The sequence below is a fragment of the Streptomyces sp. RGM 3693 genome, assembly GCF_050471125.1.
Classification (GTDB): Bacteria; Actinomycetota; Actinomycetes; order Streptomycetales; family Streptomycetaceae; genus Streptomyces.
The window spans coordinates 3819599-3840415 of record NZ_JBMPPQ010000001.1 but is presented as its reverse complement, the minus strand read 5'-3'; the positions used below and the strand labels follow the sequence as shown (position 1 = coordinate 3840415).

General features: G+C 72.8%; 14 protein-coding genes. 3 read left to right on the top strand and 11 right to left on the bottom strand.

Annotated features, from left to right (window positions below; genetic code table 11):
* Window positions 1-273 precede the first annotated feature (273 nt).
* The 7 genes from ACO0M4_RS16990 to ACO0M4_RS16960 form a co-directional block, all read right to left on the bottom strand.
* Window positions 274-834, bottom strand: a complete 561-nt coding sequence (locus ACO0M4_RS16990) for a hypothetical protein (RefSeq protein WP_430371111.1) — start codon at window positions 832-834, stop codon at window positions 274-276.
* A gap of 33 nt (window positions 835-867) precedes the next feature.
* Window positions 868-4920 carry a CHAT domain-containing protein gene (locus ACO0M4_RS16985; RefSeq protein ID WP_430371110.1) on the bottom strand — a complete coding sequence of 1351 codons (4053 nt, stop codon included), beginning with the start codon at window positions 4918-4920 and terminating at the stop codon, window positions 868-870.
* The gene (locus tag ACO0M4_RS16980; protein ID WP_430371109.1) at window positions 4917-8084 is read right to left on the bottom strand and encodes a protein kinase domain-containing protein; all 3168 of its coding nucleotides are present in this window, start codon (window positions 8082-8084) and stop codon (window positions 4917-4919) included. Before ACO0M4_RS16980 ends, ACO0M4_RS16985 begins: the two co-directional genes overlap by 4 nt.
* Window positions 8085-8145: 61 nt before the next feature.
* Entirely contained in the window at window positions 8146-8697 is a 552-nt protein-coding gene (locus ACO0M4_RS16975) for an FHA domain-containing protein (RefSeq protein WP_430371108.1), read from the bottom strand.
* Window positions 8698-8717: 20 nt separating this feature from the next.
* The gene (locus ACO0M4_RS16970; protein ID WP_430371107.1) at window positions 8718-9392 is read right to left on the bottom strand and encodes a 4Fe-4S single cluster domain-containing protein; all 675 of its coding nucleotides are present in this window, start codon (window positions 9390-9392) and stop codon (window positions 8718-8720) included.
* Complete coding sequence (locus ACO0M4_RS16965; RefSeq protein ID WP_430371105.1) at window positions 9383-11494, bottom strand: AAA family ATPase; 2112 nt, start codon at window positions 11492-11494, stop codon at window positions 9383-9385. The genes ACO0M4_RS16970 and ACO0M4_RS16965 overlap by 10 nt, the downstream gene beginning before the upstream one ends.
* Window positions 11484-12827, bottom strand: coding sequence for a hypothetical protein (locus tag ACO0M4_RS16960; RefSeq protein ID WP_430371103.1), 1344 nt, complete (start codon window positions 12825-12827; stop codon window positions 11484-11486). Before ACO0M4_RS16960 ends, ACO0M4_RS16965 begins: the two co-directional genes overlap by 11 nt.
* 223 nt (window positions 12828-13050) lie before the next feature.
* Here ACO0M4_RS16960 and ACO0M4_RS16955 point away from each other — a divergent pair, with 223 nt between their 5' ends.
* The 3 genes from ACO0M4_RS16955 (at window position 13051) to ACO0M4_RS16945 (ending at window position 15411) form a co-directional block, all read left to right on the top strand.
* Complete coding sequence (locus ACO0M4_RS16955) at window positions 13051-13821, top strand: hypothetical protein (protein ID WP_430371102.1); 771 nt, start codon at window positions 13051-13053, stop codon at window positions 13819-13821.
* A 4-nt stretch (window positions 13822-13825) separates the two neighbouring features.
* A complete protein-coding gene (locus ACO0M4_RS16950; protein ID WP_430371100.1) occupies window positions 13826-14512 on the top strand; it encodes an RES family NAD+ phosphorylase in 687 nt (228 codons plus the stop codon).
* Between the two features lie 449 nt (window positions 14513-14961).
* A complete protein-coding gene (locus ACO0M4_RS16945) occupies window positions 14962-15411 on the top strand; it encodes a nuclear transport factor 2 family protein (protein ID WP_430371099.1) in 450 nt (149 codons plus the stop codon).
* Here the strand turns inward: ACO0M4_RS16945 and ACO0M4_RS16940 are convergent.
* The 4 genes from ACO0M4_RS16940 to ACO0M4_RS16925 form a co-directional block, all read right to left on the bottom strand.
* Window positions 15371-16504, bottom strand: coding sequence for an arabinofuranosidase catalytic domain-containing protein (locus tag ACO0M4_RS16940; RefSeq protein WP_430371098.1), 1134 nt, complete (start codon window positions 16502-16504; stop codon window positions 15371-15373). The two genes, ACO0M4_RS16945 and ACO0M4_RS16940, sit on opposite strands and share 41 nt — an antisense overlap.
* 181 nt (window positions 16505-16685) lie before the next feature.
* Window positions 16686-17702, bottom strand: a complete 1017-nt coding sequence (locus ACO0M4_RS16935; RefSeq protein WP_430371096.1) for an ABC transporter permease — start codon at window positions 17700-17702, stop codon at window positions 16686-16688.
* Window positions 17699-19315 carry a sugar ABC transporter ATP-binding protein gene (locus ACO0M4_RS16930; protein ID WP_430371094.1) on the bottom strand — a complete coding sequence of 539 codons (1617 nt, stop codon included), beginning with the start codon at window positions 19313-19315 and terminating at the stop codon, window positions 17699-17701. The genes ACO0M4_RS16935 and ACO0M4_RS16930 overlap by 4 nt, the downstream gene beginning before the upstream one ends.
* The gene (locus ACO0M4_RS16925) at window positions 19315-20454 is read right to left on the bottom strand and encodes a substrate-binding domain-containing protein (RefSeq protein ID WP_430371093.1); all 1140 of its coding nucleotides are present in this window, start codon (window positions 20452-20454) and stop codon (window positions 19315-19317) included. The genes ACO0M4_RS16930 and ACO0M4_RS16925 overlap by 1 nt, the downstream gene beginning before the upstream one ends.
* Between the last annotated feature and the right edge of the window lie 363 nt (window positions 20455-20817).

The following is a 20817-nucleotide window of genomic DNA, read 5'->3' as shown; positions in this document are numbered from 1 at the left end:
CATCCAACTGGTTCCGCTATACGCAGTGACGTGCCTCACCACGTAGCTTTTCGGCCGGGCACCGGATCGGTTTTTGAGGTTCAGTTGACCATTCTAGTAATTCTTCGGCCGGGTGCCTGGTAAGGGAATCGACCCCGGGGCGGGACCGTGCTCCGGCAACACCGCCGCCAGAATGCGCACGGCCTTCGGGCCGGCCCGTGCGTCGCCGGGAGTGCGGACGCGGAGGCCGGTCGGGATGTCCCGCCGCACGAAGCGCGCACCCTTCGCGAGCGGTCACTCGTGGGACGGGCCGGTCACCCTCAGGTCCGCTCGCATGGTCGCCCGCATGTCGGACAGCACCCGCCAACTCGCTTTGATCCGGTCCCGGGCGGTGCTGAGGGTGTCGCCGTCGGCCGCGGCGCCACGGGTGAGGCGGACGAGGATGCCGTAGATCCCGCCCAGGGCGGTGTTGGCCCGGCGCACCTCGGCCAACACGGTGTCCGGCACGACCATTTGCGCCTCGGCGTACCGCTGGCGGAATTCGATACGGGCGGTTTCCATGGCGTCGAGCGTCTCGTCGGGCTCGGCGGGATCACGTTGCAGGGCGTGGGCATGCTCGTTGAGGCAGGCGAGGTAGTTCCGCGCTGCGGCGTTGAAGGCCGTGTACGTGGACTGGCGGGCGGCCAGGCCGTCTTGGGTGTGTTGGGCGGCCAGTTCGGCGCGGCGGGTGCGTTCGAGGTGTTCTCGTTCCTCGCGTCGGTCGGCGTTGCTGCGGCGCTGGGTGAGCCAGGCCGAGCCCAGGGTGCCGCCCACGCCCACCAGCGCTGCGAGCAGGCCGGCTACGGCCGCGTCCATGGTGTCTCCCCTGTGGTGTGATGACCGATCCGGTCACTGTCCCTGACAGGCGAATGCCGCCCACAGTTCCAGGGCGGCCGGATCGCCGTCGTCAAGGATGTCGGCCACCCGCCGCGGCATGTCAGGGGGGATGCGGCGTGCGGGGTCCAGCAGCCACAACTGGGCCTGGCGGAGCGCGCGGACGGGGGTGGCGCCGCCGCGGAGGTGGTCGTGGAGGACATACATCATCAGGCCGGTCTGTCCGTCGGGGACCTCCCAACGTGACCCGATGACGCCGGTGGCACCCGCGGCGAGGAACGCCGTGGAGAGGGTCAGGGCTTCGTCGAAGTCGCCAGCGGCGTGGTCGCTGACGCAGGCGTCGAGGATCACCAGGCCGCCCGGCGCGCCGGGTGGGCGGCCTTGGGCCTGGTGCAGGATCTCCCGGACCGACAGGTGCCCGGCGTCCTCCTTGTCCCCCGCCCCCTCGGGGGCGAGCGCGAGGTGGGCGTCCAGGGGTGAGCTGGCGGAGGGGAAGGCGTGGCAGGCCAGGTGGAGGACGGAGGCGCCGGCCCGGTGGCGGCCGGGGAGCGCGGCCAGGATGTCGGTGGGTGTGCCGGGACCGTCGGCGCCACGCACCTTGCCCAGCAGGCGGCCCTGGGGATAGAGGGCGGCGTGGATCTGGCGGGCCTCACTGGCGGCCCCGGGGAGGGAGTCGTCCGGATTGCCGACGATGGCCGGCGCGGTGTGCAGGGGCAGGCGGGGGCGGCCCAGGACTTCTTGGAGCTGGCGGGCGGACGCCGCGTAGGAAAGGGTGAGGCGTTCGACGGCGCGGACCGGGCGGCCGCCGTGGCGCAGGCCGCTGCTGAGCAGGGCGGCGTGCCAGGGGATGCCGCCGAGTTCGCCGAACGGGACCAGGACGAGGTGGGGTTCGGGGCCGGCGGCGCGGATCAGGGGTGCGCGGGTGAGCGGCCCCATCACCGTGGGCCCGGCCCAGTCGCACAGTTCCTGGAGTGCGGCCTGCCAACGGGCGTGCGCTACCTGGTGTTCGGGGTCATCGTGGGGCAACTGCGCCAGGGCGTTCTGGCGGTGACGGTGGGCCTCCCGGTAGGTGTGAAGGTGCCGGAGGCCCTGGGGGCGGAGGAGGCCAAGGTCGAGAGTGCCGAGCCGTCCTTCGTGGGTGAGGATGACGGCGGCACCGCTGCCGGCCACTTCGGCGGAGAGGGAGCCGGCGCCGCCGGGTGGCAGCAGGTAGACCAGTGCACGGGCGTCGGCGGCGCGCAGGGTGGCGGCGATGGCGTCGGGGGTGGCTACGGTGGTCAGTGCGGTGCCCGCGTCCGACTGGGCGAGGGCGGTGAGTACGCGGTGCCGCAGGTCGTCCGGGAGCGCTGGTTCGGCGCCTTCGGCGCCTTCGGCGACGGGGCCGAGGAGGGCGTCCGGGCCGCCCAGGAGTGCCCCCAGGTCGGGGGTGGCCGGTGCCCGGCGTCGGCCGGCCCGGCCCTCCCATTCGTCGGCGAGGTCGGCCCGACCCGCCGCGCGCAGCAGCGCGGGGACGTCGGCGGTGGTGGTGGAGGCGTGCAGGACCTGTCCGCGGCCCAGTTCGAGCGCTTCGACGGCGCCGGTCAGGTCGCCGTCGGCCAGGCACCACCGGGCGATCTGCAACGCCCGGTCGGCGGCCGTGCGGGCCATCTGGAGGGCCGGTTCGGCGGCGGCCTGGAGCAGGACGACGGTGGCGGCCTCTTGGAGCGCGGCGATGCCGGTCCGTCGGGCGGCGTCGGCGTCCCCGGGGGCCGAGCGGGCCCGTAGGGCGTCGGCGAGGACGTTGCCGAGCAGGGTGCTCACCGGGGACGGGGCGCGGGTGCGGATCCGGTCACGGGCGGCCTGCGCCACCTCGACGGCGCGGTCGGCGTCGTCGGGGGCGCCGGTGTGCCGGAAGCGGTGGTGGAGCAGTAGCGCGTACAGGGCGCTGGCCCGGAGCCCCTCCTGACTCTCGGGGACGACGGCCGCCAGGGTGTCCTGGAGCATCTTCTCCGCCGCGGCGATGCCGCGGGCGCGGTAAGGGGTGGCGGAGGTCATCAGCAGGGCGCCGGCGGTCCGCAGCAGGAGGCGGGGGCGGTGCGGGTCCTCTGTGGGCAGGGACTCGACGGCGTCGACCATGAGGAGGAGGCCGTCGATCCGGTCCCGTGGGGTGCCGCCGAAGTAGGAGTACGCGAGCAGCATCAGCCCGTAGTCCGCTTCGATCGGCAGGCGCCAGGGGTCATCCGGGGCGAGGGCGTCCCGCACCCGACGCTGTACCGCGATGGCCGCCGCCATCGCCTTTGCGTTGCGGGAGTTGAGGGCGAGGGCGAACTGGAGCTGTGCCAGGCCGTGTTCGAGGTGGGGGCGGTCCCGCTCGACCAGGTGCCGGACGTCGGGCGCGACGGTGCCGCCGTCCAGGGCGGCGTTGATCTCGTTCAGGTAGTGGTGGGCGGTGTGCAGGTCCTGGAGGTCGCCGCCGGCCAGATAGCGCTGGTAGAGGCCGACGGCGAGGTTCTGCAGGTAGACGATCCGGTTCGGGTCGTCCACGGGGGTCTGCCGGAACGCGGCGGTCAGGTGGCGGAGCGAGGCGCCGAGGTCGTCGGCGGAGTGGGACAGGGCGTGCCGCTGGCTGAGCGCGGCGGCGTACGCGCCGTGTGCTTGGGAGCCGAAACCGGGCGTGGGGGACGGCATCCGCATCGATTCGTTCAGCAGCGCCAGGGTGCGGTCGATGCCGTCCAGGTCGGGGGTGGCACGGTCGTCCACGAGGGTGGCGTGGGCGAGGTGGTGGAGCAGGTTGCTGCGCATCGGGTCGTCGGCGGGGTAGCCGTCGAGGGCGCGTTCCAGGTGGTGCCGGGCCTCGGTGAGGTCGTACCGCTCGGGGTGGTGCTCCTGTAGGAAGCTCAACACGCTGCCGAGGAGGGCGTGGCCGGGCGGGCTCAGGGCGTCGTCCGGGGGCAGTCGGGTGAGGGCGGTCCGCAGCAGGTCGACCGCCTCGTGCAGTTCGGGGGGTGGCGTGCGGCCCGGGGGCTGCCGCTCGACGAGGGCGCCGCCCAGCATGACCGTCGCACGGGCGTGGTCGGGGTCGTCGGGGTCGAGCAGCCGGTGCAGGTCGCGCAGCCGGGCGAGATAGGCCGGTTCGTCGTCCGGTCGTACCGATCCGCCGCCCCGCTGCTGGTAGGCGTCGATCAGGTGCCCGCTGGCGAAGATCCGGGCGGGGTGGTCGTGCGGTGCGGTGGTGGCCAGCAACTCCAGGTGGTGGCCGGCCCGTTCGGCGTCGGTCGGCTCCGGGGACTCCTGGAGGAGCCGGATCAGTCGGATGCGGGCCTCGATCTCCAGCTGGTCGGCCTCGTCCGCCCAGGAGCCGGCGCCGTCCGCCGCGGGCCGCCAGCCGGGCGGGCGGAGCGCGTCGAGGAGTTCCGCCAGCAGGGCGGCCGCGTCGCGCAGGTCCTCCGCGGCGCGGTCGCGGGCGTAGCGGTCGGCGAGCGCGCAGGCGTAGGTGACGAACACTCCCGGGTGGGGCTCCTCGTCGAGGAGCGGCAACCCCTCCTGGAAGGCGGCCAGGGCCTCGTCCAGGTCGTCGTGGTGGGCGGTGTGCGGGGGCGACGCGGCGTCCGGGCCGGGGGCCTCGTGCCGGTCGTGCAGGAGCAGTCCCAGGCGTAGGCATGCGGTGGGGTAGGCCGGGGCGTCGTCGGGCAGGGTGGCGCGGCTCAGGGCCAGCAGCCGCGCCGCGTCCTCCCGCAGCGTCCACGCGTCGTCGATGCCGTAGGCGTCCGCCCGGCCGCCGGTGGCCTGCCAGTACCCCACCGACAAGGTCAGGCCCAGCAGGTACCGGGCCCGGGCCAGGGCGTCCGGATCGGCGGCGGCGCCCTGGGCTTCCAAGGCGTCGCGGGCTCCGTGCAGCACCGCGCGGCAACGGTTCCAGGCACGGCCCGCTTCCTCGGGCCGCTCCTGCGCGTCATGGTGTTCGAGCAGCTGCTCGGCGAGGTCGAGCAGGGGGAGCGGCCCGGTACCGGGCGCCGGATCCGGCGGAGCCGACGACGTGGTACCGGGCGCGGGCCCCGGTGGGGTGGGCGGCGCGGGTGGCGGCGTCATCGCGCGGCGCGCCGGGTGCGGCGTACGGCGAAGGCACCCGCGTACACGCTCAGCGGCAGGGCGAGCAGCAGCGCCGCCCAGAACGCCCCGTGCCCCCAGGTGGCGGCGAGGCCGGTGAAGAGGTCGTGCAGTACGGGCACGCTCAGCGCCTGGGCCGGCTCGACCGGCGGCGGCAGCAGACCGAGTGCGGCGACGGCGACGACGGCCCATCCCCACACCTGGCGGGCGCCCGCCGGCCGGCACAGCGCCGCCGCGGCACAGATCGCGGCGCAGACCAACAGGTACTGCGACTGGTAGGCGGCGCCCTGCTGACCGGTCCCCCACGAGGCGAGGGTGTGGTGTTCCCCGCTGAAGAGGGCGACCCGGATCTCGACGGCCGCCCACAACACGGTGACCAGGGTCAGCAGTGCGGCCAGACCGAACTGGACGCGGTCCCGGGTGCCGTCCGCCCCGGTCCGCCACTGCCGGAGGTTGTGGTGTGGGCGCGCGGGGAGCCCGGCCCGGACCCGCCGCCGCTCCGCCCGTTCGCGGCGCAGTCCGGCCTGGGTCTCCTCGGCCGTGCGGGCCTGTCCCAGCAGCCAATGGGCCAGGGCGCCCAACGCCACGCATCCCAGCGGGAAGATGACGAGGGCCACGAGGCCGTTCCCGCTGCGCCAGCCGCCCTCCAGGTGGCGCAGTCGTTCCGCCAGGTCGTCGCCCAGGTGCAGCAGGTCGAGCGGGGGGAGGTCCTGGCGGGCGTAGCCGAGGTAGCCGGCGAGGAGCGCGACGGCCAGCAGCAGGGGGCGGTTGAGCCTGGCGGGGGCCGCCGCGAAGGCCAGCGCACCGGCGAGCGCCACCGCGCACAGTCCGGCCTGGGTCGTGATGGCGGCGTTCGCGGCCCGGGTGAGCGGGGTGATCAGGGCGTCGTGGGGCCACAGCGCCGCCCAGCCGCGGTCGGTGCGGTAGACGTACCGGAACACCGCGCCGGACCAGATCAGCAGCCACAACAGGGTGCACAGGGTGACGGCGGCGATCAGCCGCTGTGCCAGGGGGATCCGGGTGGCCGACCACCACTCGCGCAGGGTCACTTGGTGGTCGGTGCCGAGCGCGTCCGCCCGTAGCACCCGGGGCAGGAGCGCGGCGGCGGCGACCAGGGCCGCCCGCCCGGGCACGGTGGCCGGGTCCCCGCCCGCCGCCCGGCGGTGCAGGTCCGCCCAGCTCCGCAGGAAACGGGCGTCCTCCTTGCGGCGACGCAGCAGGGCGAGCGCCTGGTGGCGCAGTGCGCTGACGTGGGCGAGGAACACCAGCAGGGCCACCGGCGCCTTGGCGGCCAGCGGGGCGAGTACGCCCGGCAGCCCGGCCAGCGGCACCAGGGCCCGCCGGCGGTTGCCGGGGTGCACGATCAGGGCCGCGGCCAGACCGTAGGCGAAATTCGTCTCGTAGGTGTTCAGGGCGCCGTCGGTGCGGTGATCGCCGCGGCGTTTGAGCGTGCCGGCCTCGGAGCGGATCCGGTCGAGGGTGCGGGGCAGTTCGTCGGCGAGGGTGAGCAGTACCTGGCAGCGTCCGTCGGTGCACTGCTCGTGGCCGCAGACGAAGCCGGCGGCGACGGTGGGAACGGAGGCGGCCAGGAGTTCCTCGACGAACCCGACCGCCTCGCCGCCCTGGGCGATCCGGGCGATGCCCTCCGCGTCCACGCGCCGCCCCCGGTACTGCGGGGTCGCGGTGGGCGCGAAGACGGCGACGAAGGCCAGCGCGGCGACCGAGGCACGGATCAGCCGCTGCCCGTCCCGGCCTCGGTTGAGGGTGAGCAGTTGCTCGCTGTCGTAGGCGGTGTCCGACAGGTCCTCGCGCAGCCAGGTCGCCAGGCGTGGCCCGCCCTCCTTCATGAGCCACTTCGCGGCCGCCTCCGAGTGCTGGGCCATGGCGGCGGCCAGGCTCTCGGCTTCGTGGTGGGCCTGGCCGCGGAAGGTGATCGGCCGGTTGGCGTGGCGGGCGGCGGCCGGGGCCGTGGGAGCGGAGGGCCGGACGACGTCCGGGGTCTCGCCCTTGAGCCACCGGTGGATCTCGGCCGCGGTCCACCGGTCGTCGGGGTCCTTGGTCAACAGGCCCTGGAGCAGCAGGTTCTGCCGGGCGTCGGTGACCGCGCTGAGGTCGACCTCGCTGTGCAGGATCAGTCCCCGGGTCCATGCCTCGTCGGTGATCCGGGCGTCGTCGTCGAGGACGTACAGCGGGCGGCCGGTGAACACCTGGTACAGCACCAGGCCGAGGGTCCACCAGGGCGTGGCCTTGAGGTTCTGGTGGACGATCTGTTCGGGCGCCATGTAGAGGGCGGTGATCTGGAAGTCGCGGTAGCTCTGGCTCGCGGTGAACTTGGCGATGCCGCCGAAGTCCGCGACGACGAACTCCGGTGGGCCGTCGGGCCGTTGCCTGACCAGGATGTTGGCGGGCTTGAGGTCCAGCGGGTTGCGGTCGATGCGGGTCTGCCAGAAGTCCAGGAGATCGGCCAGTTCGCGGACGGTGTGTTCGGTTCGGGTGTGGTCGTCGCGCCGCTGGCCGCCGCGCAGTTGGCGGGTGAGGTGGTCGTCGAGTGCCGTGGGCAGGTACTCCATCGCCACCCAGCCGCATACGGCGGGGCCGACCGGTATCTCCCCGAAGTCGTGGATGCGGGGCACGTGGCGCCGGAACTCCGGTGTCGCGAGGTGTTCGAGGGTGTCCATGTCCATGGCCTGGCCCGGGTGGGCGACCTTCACCGCCGCGTCGGAGCCGTCGGCCAGCCGCCGCACGTGCCAGACGGTGCCCTCACTGCCGGCGCCGGCGACGCCGTGGGGCTCGTAACGGTCCCGCAGGCCCGGTGGGAACTCGCGGTGCGCGGTGTTGCCAGCCTCGCGGCGGGTGGGCGGATCGGGGCGGCGCGGGTTGGGGCGGGTGGGGGCGTCCGGGGAGACGACTTCGGGGTGTTGGGCGCGGGTCGGTGGGCTCGTGGGGCGGGGTGGGGCGGCGTCCGGGTCCTGTTGGCGGGTCGGCGGGCTCGGTCGGCGCGCGGCGTCCGGGTCCTGGACGCGGGTCGGCGGGCTCGTCGGCTTCGGGGGCGCGGCGTCGCGGTGCTGTTTGCGGGTCGGTGGGCTCGGGCGCTTGTGGGGCGTCCCGGCGTCGCCTGCCGGGTCTTCGGTCGGTATGTCGGCCATGAGGGTTCCTCGTTCCGGCGTCGCGGTGCCGGGTGCGTGCGGGGACGGGTCGTGGTGCTGTTCAGCAGGGCGCGCCGAACTCGTCGAGTGCGACGAGGGTCACCTCGACGTCCCGGGCGAGTCGGAGCCGGTGGCTGCCCGGCCAGATCTGGGTGGGGCCGGTGATCCTCTCGTCGTCGACGTAGGTGCCGTTGGCGGAGCCGGTGTCGGTGAGGAGGAGCCGGCCCGCGTGCCAGGACAGTTCGGCGTGTGCGCGGGAGATCTGGTCGAGCGCGGACAGCTCCGGTACGTGCGCGCAGTCGGGGGCGTCGCGGCCGAGCAGCGTCGGTGCCCCGCCCTCGTCGCGCACCGGCACCAACGCCCCGGCGAGTACCAGGGCGAGCCGGACCGGCGGACCGGTGGCACCCCCGGCCTCGTGCCCGGTCGCCTCCCCGGCCGCCGCCGGCTCGTCCACCGCATCGCCCACCGCATCGCCCGCCGGATCTCCCGCCGGATCGACTGCTTCCTCCTCCAACTCGGCGGCGAGGAAGGTGCGTTCGGGTACCAGTCGCTCCCACTCGTGTACCGGGCAGAAGCCGCGCCGGGGCGACGTCGGGCACGCTTCCGGTGTCACGGGACAGCGGTATCGGGTGGTCACGGTCGCCATGAGTTCTCCTGGAAGGTCACACCGCGGGCCGCCAAGTCCCGTTCCAGGGCGCTGAGTTCGCCGGGTCGGGGGATTCCGATGAGGTGGACGGCGTCGGCGGTCACCCGTACCTGCAGCTCGGACCGGTCGGCGAGCCGGGTCAGATGGGGGCCGTAGCGGCGGTGGCCGAGCGGGGTGCGGGGCGCCAGTCGTTGATTGGCGGAGCCGCGCCAGACCAGCCGGGTCGGTTCGCCCACGCGGTACCGCCCGGTGATGACGGCGTCCGCGTGGGTGAGGGCCGCGGCGGCCTGCGGCGAGGCGGCGAGCTCGGCGTCCTCCCGGCCCGTGTAGACCAGGAGGTCAACGTCCGGGCGTCCGGCTTCGCGGCGTACCCGGTCGGCGGCGGCCAGCAGCGCGGCCAGTGCCCGCGGCTGTTCCAATGGTTCGCCGCCGCTGACCGTCAGCCCGTCGTAGCCGTCGGCCAGCCCCTGGCGCCACAGCGCGGCGAGCTGCCCGACGCCGACGTCCCGGCCGCCGCGCGGATCCCAGGTGTGCCGGGACATGCACCCGGCACAGGCGAGCGGACAGCCCTGCACCCACACGCCCAGGCGGCGCCCCGGCCCGAGGGTGGTGATCGGCCCCAGGACGTCGGACACCCGCAGCGTCTCCCCCGTCAGTTCCATCGCCGCACCTGCACCCTGTACGCCTCGCCCTCGCCTTCCACGGCTTCGACCTCCAGGTGTTCCCCGCGCCGGGCCGGCTGGTGGAACAGCTCCCGGGACAGCGGGTTGACCAGTGCCGACTCGACGGCGGTCACCACGCCCCGGCCGCCGTGGTCCAGTCGGCCGGCGGCCTCGACGCGCAGCACCTCCCAGGGATCGTCGGCGACCGTGAGTTCGGCGCCGTGCACGTCCCGGACGCGGGCGATCACCGAATCCAGGGACTTGTTGAGGATCAACGGCACCGATTCGGGCTGGATGAAGTCCATCGGGACGAAGCTGTCGCCGAACCGGTTGCGCAGTTCGGGCCGGCCGATGTGGTCGTTGAAGAACGTGTCGAACGCCGAGCGCAGCGCCTCCCGCACCATTTCGGGCTTGTCGTGCCGGGTGAGCCGGGGCTGTCGCTTGGCCTCCTCCGCTTCTTTGCTCCCCGCGTCACCACCGCTGTCGCCGGCGTCGCTGCCGGTACCGCCGGTGGGAGCGGCGCGCTGCGCCGAGGAACGCACCACCTGTGCGGCGACGCCCAGGTTGGAGGTGAAGATCAGGACACATTCGGTGAAGTGCACGGTGGCGCCCTGTCCGTCGGTGAGTCGGCCGTCCTCCAGGATCTGGAGGAACAGGTCGAACAGCCGCGGGTGGGCCTTCTCGATCTCGTCGAAGAGCAGGACGCTCATCGGGTGCGCGCGGACCGCATTGGTGAGCTCGCCGCCGGCGCTGTGTCCGACGAAGCCGGGCGGCGCCCCGATGAGCCGGTCCCGGGCGTGTTCCTCGGCGAACTCGCTCATGTCGAAGCGGATCGGCCGGGCGTCCTCGCCGAGGATCATCTTCGCGACGCCCTTGGCGAGTTCGGTCTTGCCGACGCCGGTGGGGCCGGACAGGAACAGCGTGCCGCGCGGTCTGCTGGGCGAGCTGGCGGACTGCGCGCCGGTGAGTCCGGCAGCCGACCGCATGAAGATCTCCACGGTGCGCCGCACGGCGTGCGGTTGGCCGATGACCTGGGCGTTGAGGTAGTCCTCGCCGTTGAGGATGTTCTCGCGCACCGCCCGGGTGGCCCAGGGGTTGTCGAGCACGCCCACCCGGTACAGCCGGGCCGCCTCGTCCAGGCGGGCCAGTGACAGCCCCCGGTCGGCGGCCATCCGCCCGACCGCCAGGATCTCCCCGACCCCGAGGCCGTACGAGGAGCGGCTCAGCGCTTCGGTGGCCCGGGCCCGCTCCGGTTCCGCCACCGGTTCGCCGCCCTCGCGCGTGCGGCGGGCGGCGAGCCGTTCGACGACGTACCGGCTGGCCTCGCGGCGCTGGTCGTGCGGTGGTTCGGGCACCGTGATCACGCGGAGCGCGCGGCTGCCGATGGCGAATTCGAGCGGCAGGTCCTCCTGCTTCTCGGCCACCCAGAACAGGGTGTTGTACGGCGTGACGCCCCCGTCGCCGGCGACCGGACGCGCGGTGTGTCCCAACTCCTCGACGGTGGCCAGCAGTCGCGCCGCCTGGCCGGCGACCGGGCCGCGCGAGGAGCCCAGCCGGTCGGTGTAGGGGACGATCAGGCCGATGGCCGGGCCGGTGTGCCGGACCGTGCCGATGATGATCTCGCGCAGCCGGGCGGTGCCGGCCTCGGTGTCGTCGTCCTCGTCCGCCTCCTGTTCGGCGTCCGGTCCGTCGTCCTCCCGCCGGGCCCGGTCCCGCTCGGTGCGGGCGTCCTCCTCGGCCATCCGGCGCAGGGCCGGCGGGAAGGTGAACCCGCCGGTGAGCCGCCAGGCGACCACCCGGTCGATCACGTTGTCCTGCCGGGCCAGGGCGCCGTAGCCGCGCGCCCGGCAGACGGATTCGACGACGTCCTCCAGGCTGTAGGGCATCAGGGGGCGGTCCGGCTCGGGCAGGGCCACTCCCCCGTCGCCGTCCTCGGGCAGCAGGAACTGGTCGCGGACGTTGCCGGTCAGCAGGATCTGCGGGTACACCGCGAGTGCCATGTCCAGTTCCCGGATCCAGGCCGGGGCCGGGGCCGGGGGCGGTGCGGGTTCCGGGGCCGGCGGGTCGGGTTTGTGGAGCGGGGTGGGGGTGTCAGCGCTCACGCTGCCGCTCCTGCGGGTACGCGGTGGTCCGCGGCGGCGTGGCCTTCTTCGCCGGCCGCCGGGCCGGTGCGCGCTCGCCGGCCGCACGGTCCTCCGCCGTGCGGTCGTCGGCCGTGCGGTCGCCGGTCGTCCGGTCGCCGGTGCGGTCGTCGTGGGCGCGTCCGGTCTCGGGCCAGGGGGCGTCGGGCACCACCACGGTGCGCCGCACGCCGGGCGGTAGCGCGGAGGTACGGTCCAGACCGACGCCGTGACCGCGGATCGCGTCCTCGATGCCCGGCAACTGGCCGTCGCAGAACCAGCGTTGGACCCGGTCGTCGGTCTCCGCTCCCGGGTCCGCGACGCTGCCGCCGTCGTCCGTGCCGACCTGCGGGGCGCGTACCAGTGCGGTGGTCAGGCCGGGCCGGTCGGCGGGCAGCGCGACCCGCAGGCCGTAGCCCTCGGGGACCGCGCCGGTGCCCGGTCCCCCGGCCGCGGCGCCGAACGGCACGATGACGCTGCCGTCCGCGGCGAGCAGGTCGGCGAAATCCTCGCCTACGGCGTAGTCGCGTTGGCGCAACACCTGCATCACGGTGTCCGCGACCGTGGAGCGGTACCGGGCCGCATCCGCGCGCTGCACGGCCTGCTCCACCTCGTCCTGGAGGTGGGAAGGGTCGGGTGCCTCGGCCACGGCCGCCGCGAGCCGCTGCCGGTCCGCCGGTTCGGTGTCCGCCAGGCGGTCGAGCAGCCGGGCCCGGAGCGCGGCGGTCCGGGCGGCGACCCGTTGCCGCAGCGCCGACTTGTGCACCAGGACCCCCAGGTCGGCCAGGAGCGTGCGGGCCGTCTCGGGGCTGTCCGCCCGGCGCAGCGCCTCCAGGCGGCGGGCGAAGCCGGGCAGGTCGGCCGGTTCGCAGGCGGGCCCGTCGCGGTGCAGCAGGGCCTCGGCCTCCACCAGCGCCGCCGCCCTGACCTGTGCGCTGCGGTCCTGGCGCGCCCGCTCCGCCTCCTGCGCGGCGCGCTGCCGGGCCGCGGGCGGAGGCGTCGCCGGGCGGTCGCTCCGTTCGGGCGGGAGGGACCAAATGCCGGCGGCGGCCCGGCCGAGCTCGGCCTCGGCCCGCCGGTTGGTCCGGCGGGCCGACTCCAGGGCCGTGCTGAGCTCCTCGGAGCCGGCCTGCGACGACACGGTGACGACGGGCACGTCGACCGGCGCGGTGCGGTGCACCCGGCGCAGCGCCCTGGCCTGTTCCTGTAGTTCACGGGCGTGGGCGGTCTCCTGCGCCAACTGGGCGCGCAGTTCCCGGCGTCGTTCGGCTTCCACGTCCACGTAGGACCACCGATATGCCGCGGAGTTGCTCACTGCCCCTCCCCCAGGGCCGTAGGTGAACCGCCCGGGACGGGCGCACGGTCGGTACCGGGCGGTGCCCGGAGCCCGTGGACCTGACGACGTGCACCGATTCCCGCGGGCGATGCGAGGTACCCATGATGCCTCACCCGACCCACCCCCGGGTCCCCTTCGACGATCTCAACTCCCCTTCGTCTCCGCGCTGTTACGGTGACCGGCGGGGAGAGGGGGTGTCGCGTTGGCCGCCAACCGCAACGAGGGCGCATCGTTCCTGGCTACGGCCGTCGAGACGATCCACCGGCACTGGGCGGACCTGTCCGGGCGACTGGACCCGGCGGCGCGCGAGGAACTGTGGGAGATCCTGGCCGAGGCGGAGGGCGACCCCGTGGCCGCCGCCCGCGACCTGCGCGAGCTGATCAAGCCGTTCGCCCCGCCCGGTCACCCCGCCCGGGAGGCCCTGACCCCGCCCGGCGTGCGCTTCCGACCCGGGGCGGCGGCACCGCCGGACCCCCATCTGCTGCCCTTGCTCCTGGCGCTGCGCACGGATGTGCTCACCACCCCCGGCCACAGCCCGGCGGCCCTGGCCGGCGCCGCGGCCCGACCCGGGACCGACGGCCCGCACGACACCGGGGACGCCGCCCCACCACCCCCCGAAGAGGCCACTCCCTACCGCCCGGACGCCGACGATGCCTGGCTGCTCGCCGAACCCGCCGTCCCCGCCGCGTCCGTGGACCTGGCCGCCGACCAGACCCATGACCTCATCCTGCTGACCGACGAGAACGACGTGGAACTGATCCCCACCTTCCAATTCGATCCGGGATCCGGTGCGCCGTACCCGGTGGTCATCGAGATCAACCGGCTGCTCTCCGCCGAGGAGGACCCCTGGGGCGCCGCCGACTGGTGGCTGGGCTCCAACGTCTGGCTCGACGCCCCGCCGGCGCGGCTGCTGGGCACCGGAGCGGACGACGCCCTGCGGTCCGCCGCCTGGGCCGAGACCCCGGAGTGGTGAGGACATGCCCGACCAGATGATCCCCGCCCCGACCGTCCGGGCCCTGCCAAGCCGGCACGTCCTGCCGGCCGGTACCGCACTGTGGCGCGTGCACAGCGCACGCCGGGCCGCCACCGAGTTCAAGGAGCTGCCCGCCGATCTGCATTGGGGTGGTGGGCGGTTCTGCGACATCCGCGACGAACTGAGCACCGGCCCGGCCCCCTACCTGTACGCGGCGCTGTCCCCGCTCGCCGCGCTGTGCGAGACCCTCGCCCGTGACCTGTGCTTCCGGCCCGACGGCCGGCGCCGCATCACCCAGCGGCGGGTGCGCGACATGCTGCTGTCCAAGGTCGTCGCGGTGGCCGACCTGCCGCTGGTCGACCTCACCGACCGGGCCGGTTTGACCGCGGTCCACCAGGACATCTGGCTGGTCCAGTCCCCGGCCCCGGACTACCCGCGCACCCGCCGCTGGGGCTCCTGGATACGCCACCAGGCCCCGTGGGCCGCGGGCTTCCGCTGGCCCTCCCGTCAGGACTTCGGCCCGGACTCCAGCGACGTCTGCGTCCTCTACACGTCCGACGACGCCCCCGCCCGGCTCGCACCATCCGGCCAGGACTCGCTGCCCCTGGACAGCGCGGCCGGCCGCGACTACGTCAACTCGCTCCTGGCCCCCTTGCGGATCCGCGTGGAAACGCCCCGCATCCGCAAGTGACCATCCCACACCCCACCGCTGTCGCCGCCGGCTACCCCCGCGAGAGCTACCAAAATCGTCCGCTCTCAGGCCATGCGCTGGCGTCGCTGCACTCGTAGCGTTTCAGTGGACCGCAGCTGATCCGGCGCTCCGGGAGTCGGGGCGTCCGGTTCCGCAACCGGTCTCGGGGGTGCTGCGTCCCCCCCGTGTGCGAGGACTCGGAGTGCCGGACGAAGCGGAAAGGGCGGTCGACGGTGAGCAATTCGTTGGGCATGGCGATGTGCGGTGCGGTTGCCCTGCTGCTGCTGAGCGCAGTGGCCTTCACCGGCGCCGCCGTACTGCTCGCCCTGAAGAACTGACCGCGGCCGCGAAAGGTCTGGTGGGCCTGTTGGGAAAGTGCTGGCACTGTGCGTGACCTCGATGTCTGATGACCGCCAGCGTCCTCCGCCCTTACTGATCACACTTGCGGCATGACGATGTCACCCACTGCAGACTCGGTTACGGTCCTCACCGGCATGTATGCGGCTGAGGCCGAGTACCTGGCGGCCGGAGGCCCTGGCGAGGCTTCATTCGACTTGCTTGCCCCCTTCTTCGCACCGGATGTCGTGCTGCATCAAGCCGAGGCTCTGCCTTACGGCGGCACGTGGCGTGGGCACTCGGGAATGACGCGGTTCTTCCTTTCGATGGGTGCGGTTTGGGAGTCGTTCAACATGGTGGAGCAGGAGTTCCTCGCCACTGGTGAGACTGCCGTAGTACTCACCCAGGTCCGTGCTCGCGCCCGTGCGACAGGCCGCGAACTCTCCTTTCCGATCCTGCAGACAATCACGGTCAAGGACGGGCGGATCACTGAGATCCGCCCGTTCTACTGGGACACACGAGTCATCGCCGACGCCTGCGCAGGGCCGGCGACGACCGGCTGACGTGGACGCGGGAGCCAAGGTTCTTGCGGTTCCTGACCTGGTCCGCCTTCTCCGGAATGGTGCCGGGCGCCACCCGGCTCGCGGCACCGTAGCCGACCGAGGTGATGTTCGCCTGGACGGCGATGTCAGCCGCGTCGGTGGGCATGCCCCTGGTCATGACGCCCTCGAAGAAGGAGCCGATGGAGCCGTTGCTGTTGTCGCCACCGGTGCCGAGGACGATGGCGCCCTCCTGGTGCATCGGGGAGTAGCCGGGGGTGTTCGGCTCCGGTCCGGCGTACTCGGTCGTGAGGCCGCCCGACTGGGCGTTGCCGTCCCGGATGGCGAAGTGGTTCTGACCGTTGTTCTTCAACAGGGCGGTTGCGAAGGGGGCGTGGTTGCCGGTGTTGGAGCTGTTCTTGCTGTAGCCGTCGTCGGACTGGAAGAGCCCGTTCTCAAGGTCGGCCTGGACCCAGGGGCCGGAGCCGCGGCACGGCGCGAACCAGCACTCGGTGCCGAAGTTGATCGCGTCCATATGGCCGTTGCCGGTGTCCTTGTTGTTGGTCTCGGCGTTGCCGTAGTCGAAGCAGCAACGGTTGTTGACGTGCGTTCCGGAGGTGACCATGTACGTTCCTTCCGGCTGGCCGTTGACGGCAACACCGGAGGTGGCGTTGTCGCGGTAGCCCATCCGGCCGGAGAAGGAGAGCCCGTAGACCTGGTGGCCGCCCGCGGTGACGGGCAACGCGTCGGCGGGGACGCCGGTGTCCGCGGAGCCCGCGCCGCCGGCGCCTTCGATGGTGAGGTGGTTGTGGCGCGGTGACTGGTCGTAGACGACCGTGACCGTACAACTGGTGGCCGCGCAGAAGGAGTCCTGGGCGGCAGCGTTCGCGTAACCGCCCCTCGACAGCAGGGCGATGTCCTTGCTGGCCCCGTCCGAGGCGCGCTTCACCCGGTACAGCGGGCCGTCGTACGCGACGTAGAGCGCGCGGGTGCTGCTGTGTGCGGCGACGCACGGGGTGCCGGCGGCCGCATAGACGTCACACGGCCGCTGGTCGGCGGCCTGGGACGGGGTGGCCGCGGTGAGCGCGCCCGCGACCACCGCGATGACGGCGGTCACGGCGAGCACCAGTCTTCTCAGATGCCGATGGAGTGGCGCAGGGATCACGGTGTCTCCCTTGCTCGATGGGGGGTGGGGAGGGGTGGATCGGCTCCAGGTGGAACGGCGTAGCGGACCGGGGGTGGGCGCTCATATCGGGGGCATGGCACGGGTGCTTTCCCGATGGGAGGCGCCGCGCGTGTCAGGTGCGCCGGGCCATGCTGCGGGCGCGCAGTCGGTCGGCGACGACGGCCAGGCCGAGGACGCAACCCAGCACGATGTTGGTGTAGTTGGAATTGACCTGAAGGGCCGTCAGGCCGTTGTTGATCAGCTCCAGGAGGGCGGTCCCGGCCACGATGCCGAGGATGCGGCCCTGGCCACCGACGAGGCTGACCCCGCCGATGACGGCCGCGGCGATGGCGGACAGCTCCCAGCCGACTCCCACACCGCTGGCCGACCCCACGCCCATCCGTCCCAGCACCATGATCCCGCCGAGCACCGACAGCAGGGAACTGGTCACGTACATCGAGATGATCCGCCGATCGCCCCGGATGCCTGCCAACCGTGCGGCCTCTGCGTTGCCGCCGACGGCGTAGACCTGCCGGCCGGCGTAGGTGCGTTCCAGGAAGAACCAGGCGGCGGCCGCCACCACGGCGAACACGATCAGCGGGAGGGGGATCTGCGCCACGTATGTCTGGCCGATGTCGCCGAACATCCCGGAGACGCCGGTGATGGAGGTGCCGGAGGTGACGGCGAGGGTGACGCCCTGAGCGACGGTGTAGGTGACGAGGGTGACGACGAACGGGGGCATCTTCAGCCGGGTGACGGCCAGGCCGTGGATCAGGCCCACCGCCCCGGCGATCGCCAGCGTGATCAGGATGGCGAGCAGCGGCGGCAGCCCGGCCCGTACGTTGAACCAGGACATCAGGATGACGCTGGTGCCCAGGAGGGCGCCGACCGACAGGTCGATTCCGCCGGTGAGGATGACGAGGGACTCACCAATGGCGATGAGGCCGTACTGGGCCAGGTCGAAGCCCATGCCTTGGAGGTTGACCGCGCTGGCGAAGGCGGGCTTGTCCAGTGCCAGCGCGGCGAAGACCAGCGCGCAGGCGACCACGACGCCTACTTCCGGTGTCTCTGCCAGGCGGCGCACCAGCGGTCTGCTCGGTTGCCTGCCGACGTCCACCGCGGCCGGGGCCGGTGCGGTGCCGAGGTTCATGCGATCGCCTTCCCTTGCGCGCCGCCGGCGTGCGTACCGGACTGCGTACCGGCCGCTGCGGTCATGATCACTTCCTTGCCGAACCGTTCGCGGGGGATGTCCGCGACCACCCGGCCGTGCGCCATCACCACGATGCGGTGACAGATCCACATCAACTCCTCCAGTTCCGAGGAGGCGGCGAGGACCGCGAGCCCCCGCTCGGCTGCGGCGTCGATCAGACCGTAGATCTCGGCTTTGGCGCCGACGTCGACACCCCGGGTGGGCTCGTCGAGGAGCAGCAGCTTGGGCTCGGCCGCCAGCCAGCGGCCGAAGATCGCCTTCTGCTGGTTGCCTCCGGAGAGGTCGCCGATGGGCTGCTCCTGGCTGTGCAGCCGCACCCCCAACTCCTCGACGATGCGGGCCGCATGGGCCTTCTCGGTCCGCGGCCGCAGCACCCCGTGGCGGCTGATCTTGCGCAGGGTGGTCAGCGTGACGTTCCACCGCACCGGGTGCGCCGGCAGCAGCGACTGCGCCTTGCGGTCCTCGGGCACCATGCCGATGCCTGCCTCGACCGCGTCGGCCGGGTGCCTCGGACAGAAGTCCGCGCCGTCGAAGAGCACCGTGCCGCCGGTACTCCGCTGGGCGCCCATGATGGTGTGCAGCAACCGACTGCGGCCGGACCCCATCAGACCGGCGACGCCGACGATCTCCCCGCTGCGCACCTCCAGGTCGACGGGTCCGAGGCCGTCGGCGGTCAACTCCCTTACGGAGAGGACCGGGTGGCGCCCCACGGTCGGCGGGGGCTCCAGTTCGGCGCGGGCGAGTTCGCCGCCGACCATCTCCCGGATCATCCGCTCCTCGGTGGCCTCGTCGGGGGTGAGGTCGGCCACCAACCGTCCCCCGCGCAGAACGAGGACCCGGTCCGCGATGGCCTGTACCTCGTCCAGGCGGTGTCCGATGAACAGCACCGCGCCGCCGGCCGCCGCATGCGACCGGGCCAGCTCCAGTACCCGCTCGGCCTCGACGGGTCCCAGGGACGAGGTCGGCTCGTCCAGGACCAGTACGAGCGGGCGGTGGCCCCACGCCTTGGCGATCTCGATCATCTGCCGTACCGGCACGGGGAACCGCTCGACCGGCCGGTCCACGTCGACGTCGGTCACACCCACCTCGGCCAGCAGGGCACGGGCCTCGGCACGAGCGCCGGCCCGGTCGAAGACCATCCGGTCCAGAAGTCGGTGCCAGCCCGAACGGCCGTCCTGGGCAGGGTGGTGGTGGGAGTCGGGCGGAAGGATGCGGGCCCGCTCCGGGCGGCGCCCGAGCAGCAGGTTCTCCGCCACGCTCAACTGCCCGACCAGCGGGAACTCCTGGGCGACGAGGGCCACGCCGAGTTCCCGGGCGTGGCCCGGGCGCCCGGCCGCCAGGCGCCGCCCCGCGACGTCGATGGTGCCGGTGGTCGGGGTGACGATGCCGGAGAGCACTCCCATCAGGGTCGACTTGCCGGCGCCGTTCTCCCCCACGACGGCCACGATCCGCCCACGCACCAGATCCAGGCACGGGATGTCCAGCACGGTCACCGGGCCGTACGCCTTACTCACATCCCTTAGCGACACGGCGAGTTGGGCGGTCGCGGCCATCAGCGGATGCCCATCTTGGCCATCTTGGCCTGGTACGCGGCCAGGTTCTGCTTGGTCACGAGGCCGACACCGGAGGACAGCGTGGTGCCGTCACTCTCCAGATAGGGCTTGACGATCTTCATAGTGGCCTCCTTGCCGAGCACCTTCAGCGCTGCCTGGAGATACGCGCCGGTGTACCCCTGCTGGTAGGGCTGCTGGAGGACGGTGGCCTGGATGACACCGGACGTGAGGAACTCCATGGTCTGCGGGTCGCTATCATCGGAGACGATTTTGACCTTTCCGGTCTTGCCCGCGGCCTGCACGGCCTGCGCGGCGGCCGGGCCGTCGTAGGAGTAGACGCCGTAGAGGCCGTTGACGTCGGGGTTGGTCTGGAACGCGGTCTGGGCGTTGGACAACGCCTTCGAGGAGTCCATGCCGTCGGAGAGCTTCTGCACCACCGTGACGCCGGACCCCTTCAGCGCGTCCTCGAAGCCCTGGATCCGCTCCACGGCGTTGGAGGTGGTCAGCGATCCGACCAGGATCACCACCTGGCCCTTGCCGCCCAGCGCCTGCTTCATCGCCTCGCCCGCCGTGTGGCCGGCCTGGTAGTTCGGGGTGCCCAGGTACAGATCCGCGCCGTCTTCCTTCGGCAGCGGCGAGTCGATCGCGAGCACCGGGATACCGGCCCGCTTCGCCGAGGCGATGGGTGCCTTGATGGCCGTGGGGTCGATCGCCGAGACGCTCAGTCCGGTGATGCCCTGGCCGCGCAGCGTCTGGATGATCGACAGCTGCTGGTCAAGACGTCCGTTGGCCGGTGCCTGGTAGGTGCCCTGCACTCCCAGGTCGGACAGGCCCTTCTGGAAGCCGGCCTTGCCGGCGTTCCAGTAGTCCACCGACACGTTGACCACCATGGACTGGCGCAGCTGCGACAGGTCCTTGCCGGCCAGCGCCTTCTTCAACGCCGCGTGCAGCTTGGCGAGGTTGGCGTCGTTGAACGCGATGTCGCCCTTGATGGCGGTCGCGCCGCCGTTGCCTGGGATGGATGAGGAGTCCCCCGCCCCCTGCTTGCTGCATGCGCCGACGGTCGCGACCAGGGAGAGCACCAACGCGGCGGCCCTCCGGTGTCCGGGTCTGACGGTGGCGGTTCGGGCTCTGCGCATAACCGATCATCCTGTTCGGGAGAGGGCCTTGCCTGGGGCTTTCCAAGGACTTTCCGAGGGCCTTCTGGAGGCCGTCTGTTAGCGCTCACATTTCGCAGTGCGTCGCATGCGCACACGGGGAACCAGCGGCCGGGAACCCCAGCCGTAGGTTTCGTTCTCGACAGATGGGGCGGTTCAGGAGTGTGGGAGGAGTCCGCCTCGATGTCCGGTCGACATCGACACGCACCTCCGGACCAGACTCCGGCGACTTCTTGGTCAGCGATTGTTAGCGCTCACGCAAGGGCCGTCAAGGTGTTACGCGGAAGAAAAACGACCGACACCGGTACCAGTAGGGGAAGTTGAGAGGCGCCAGGGGTCGTAAGT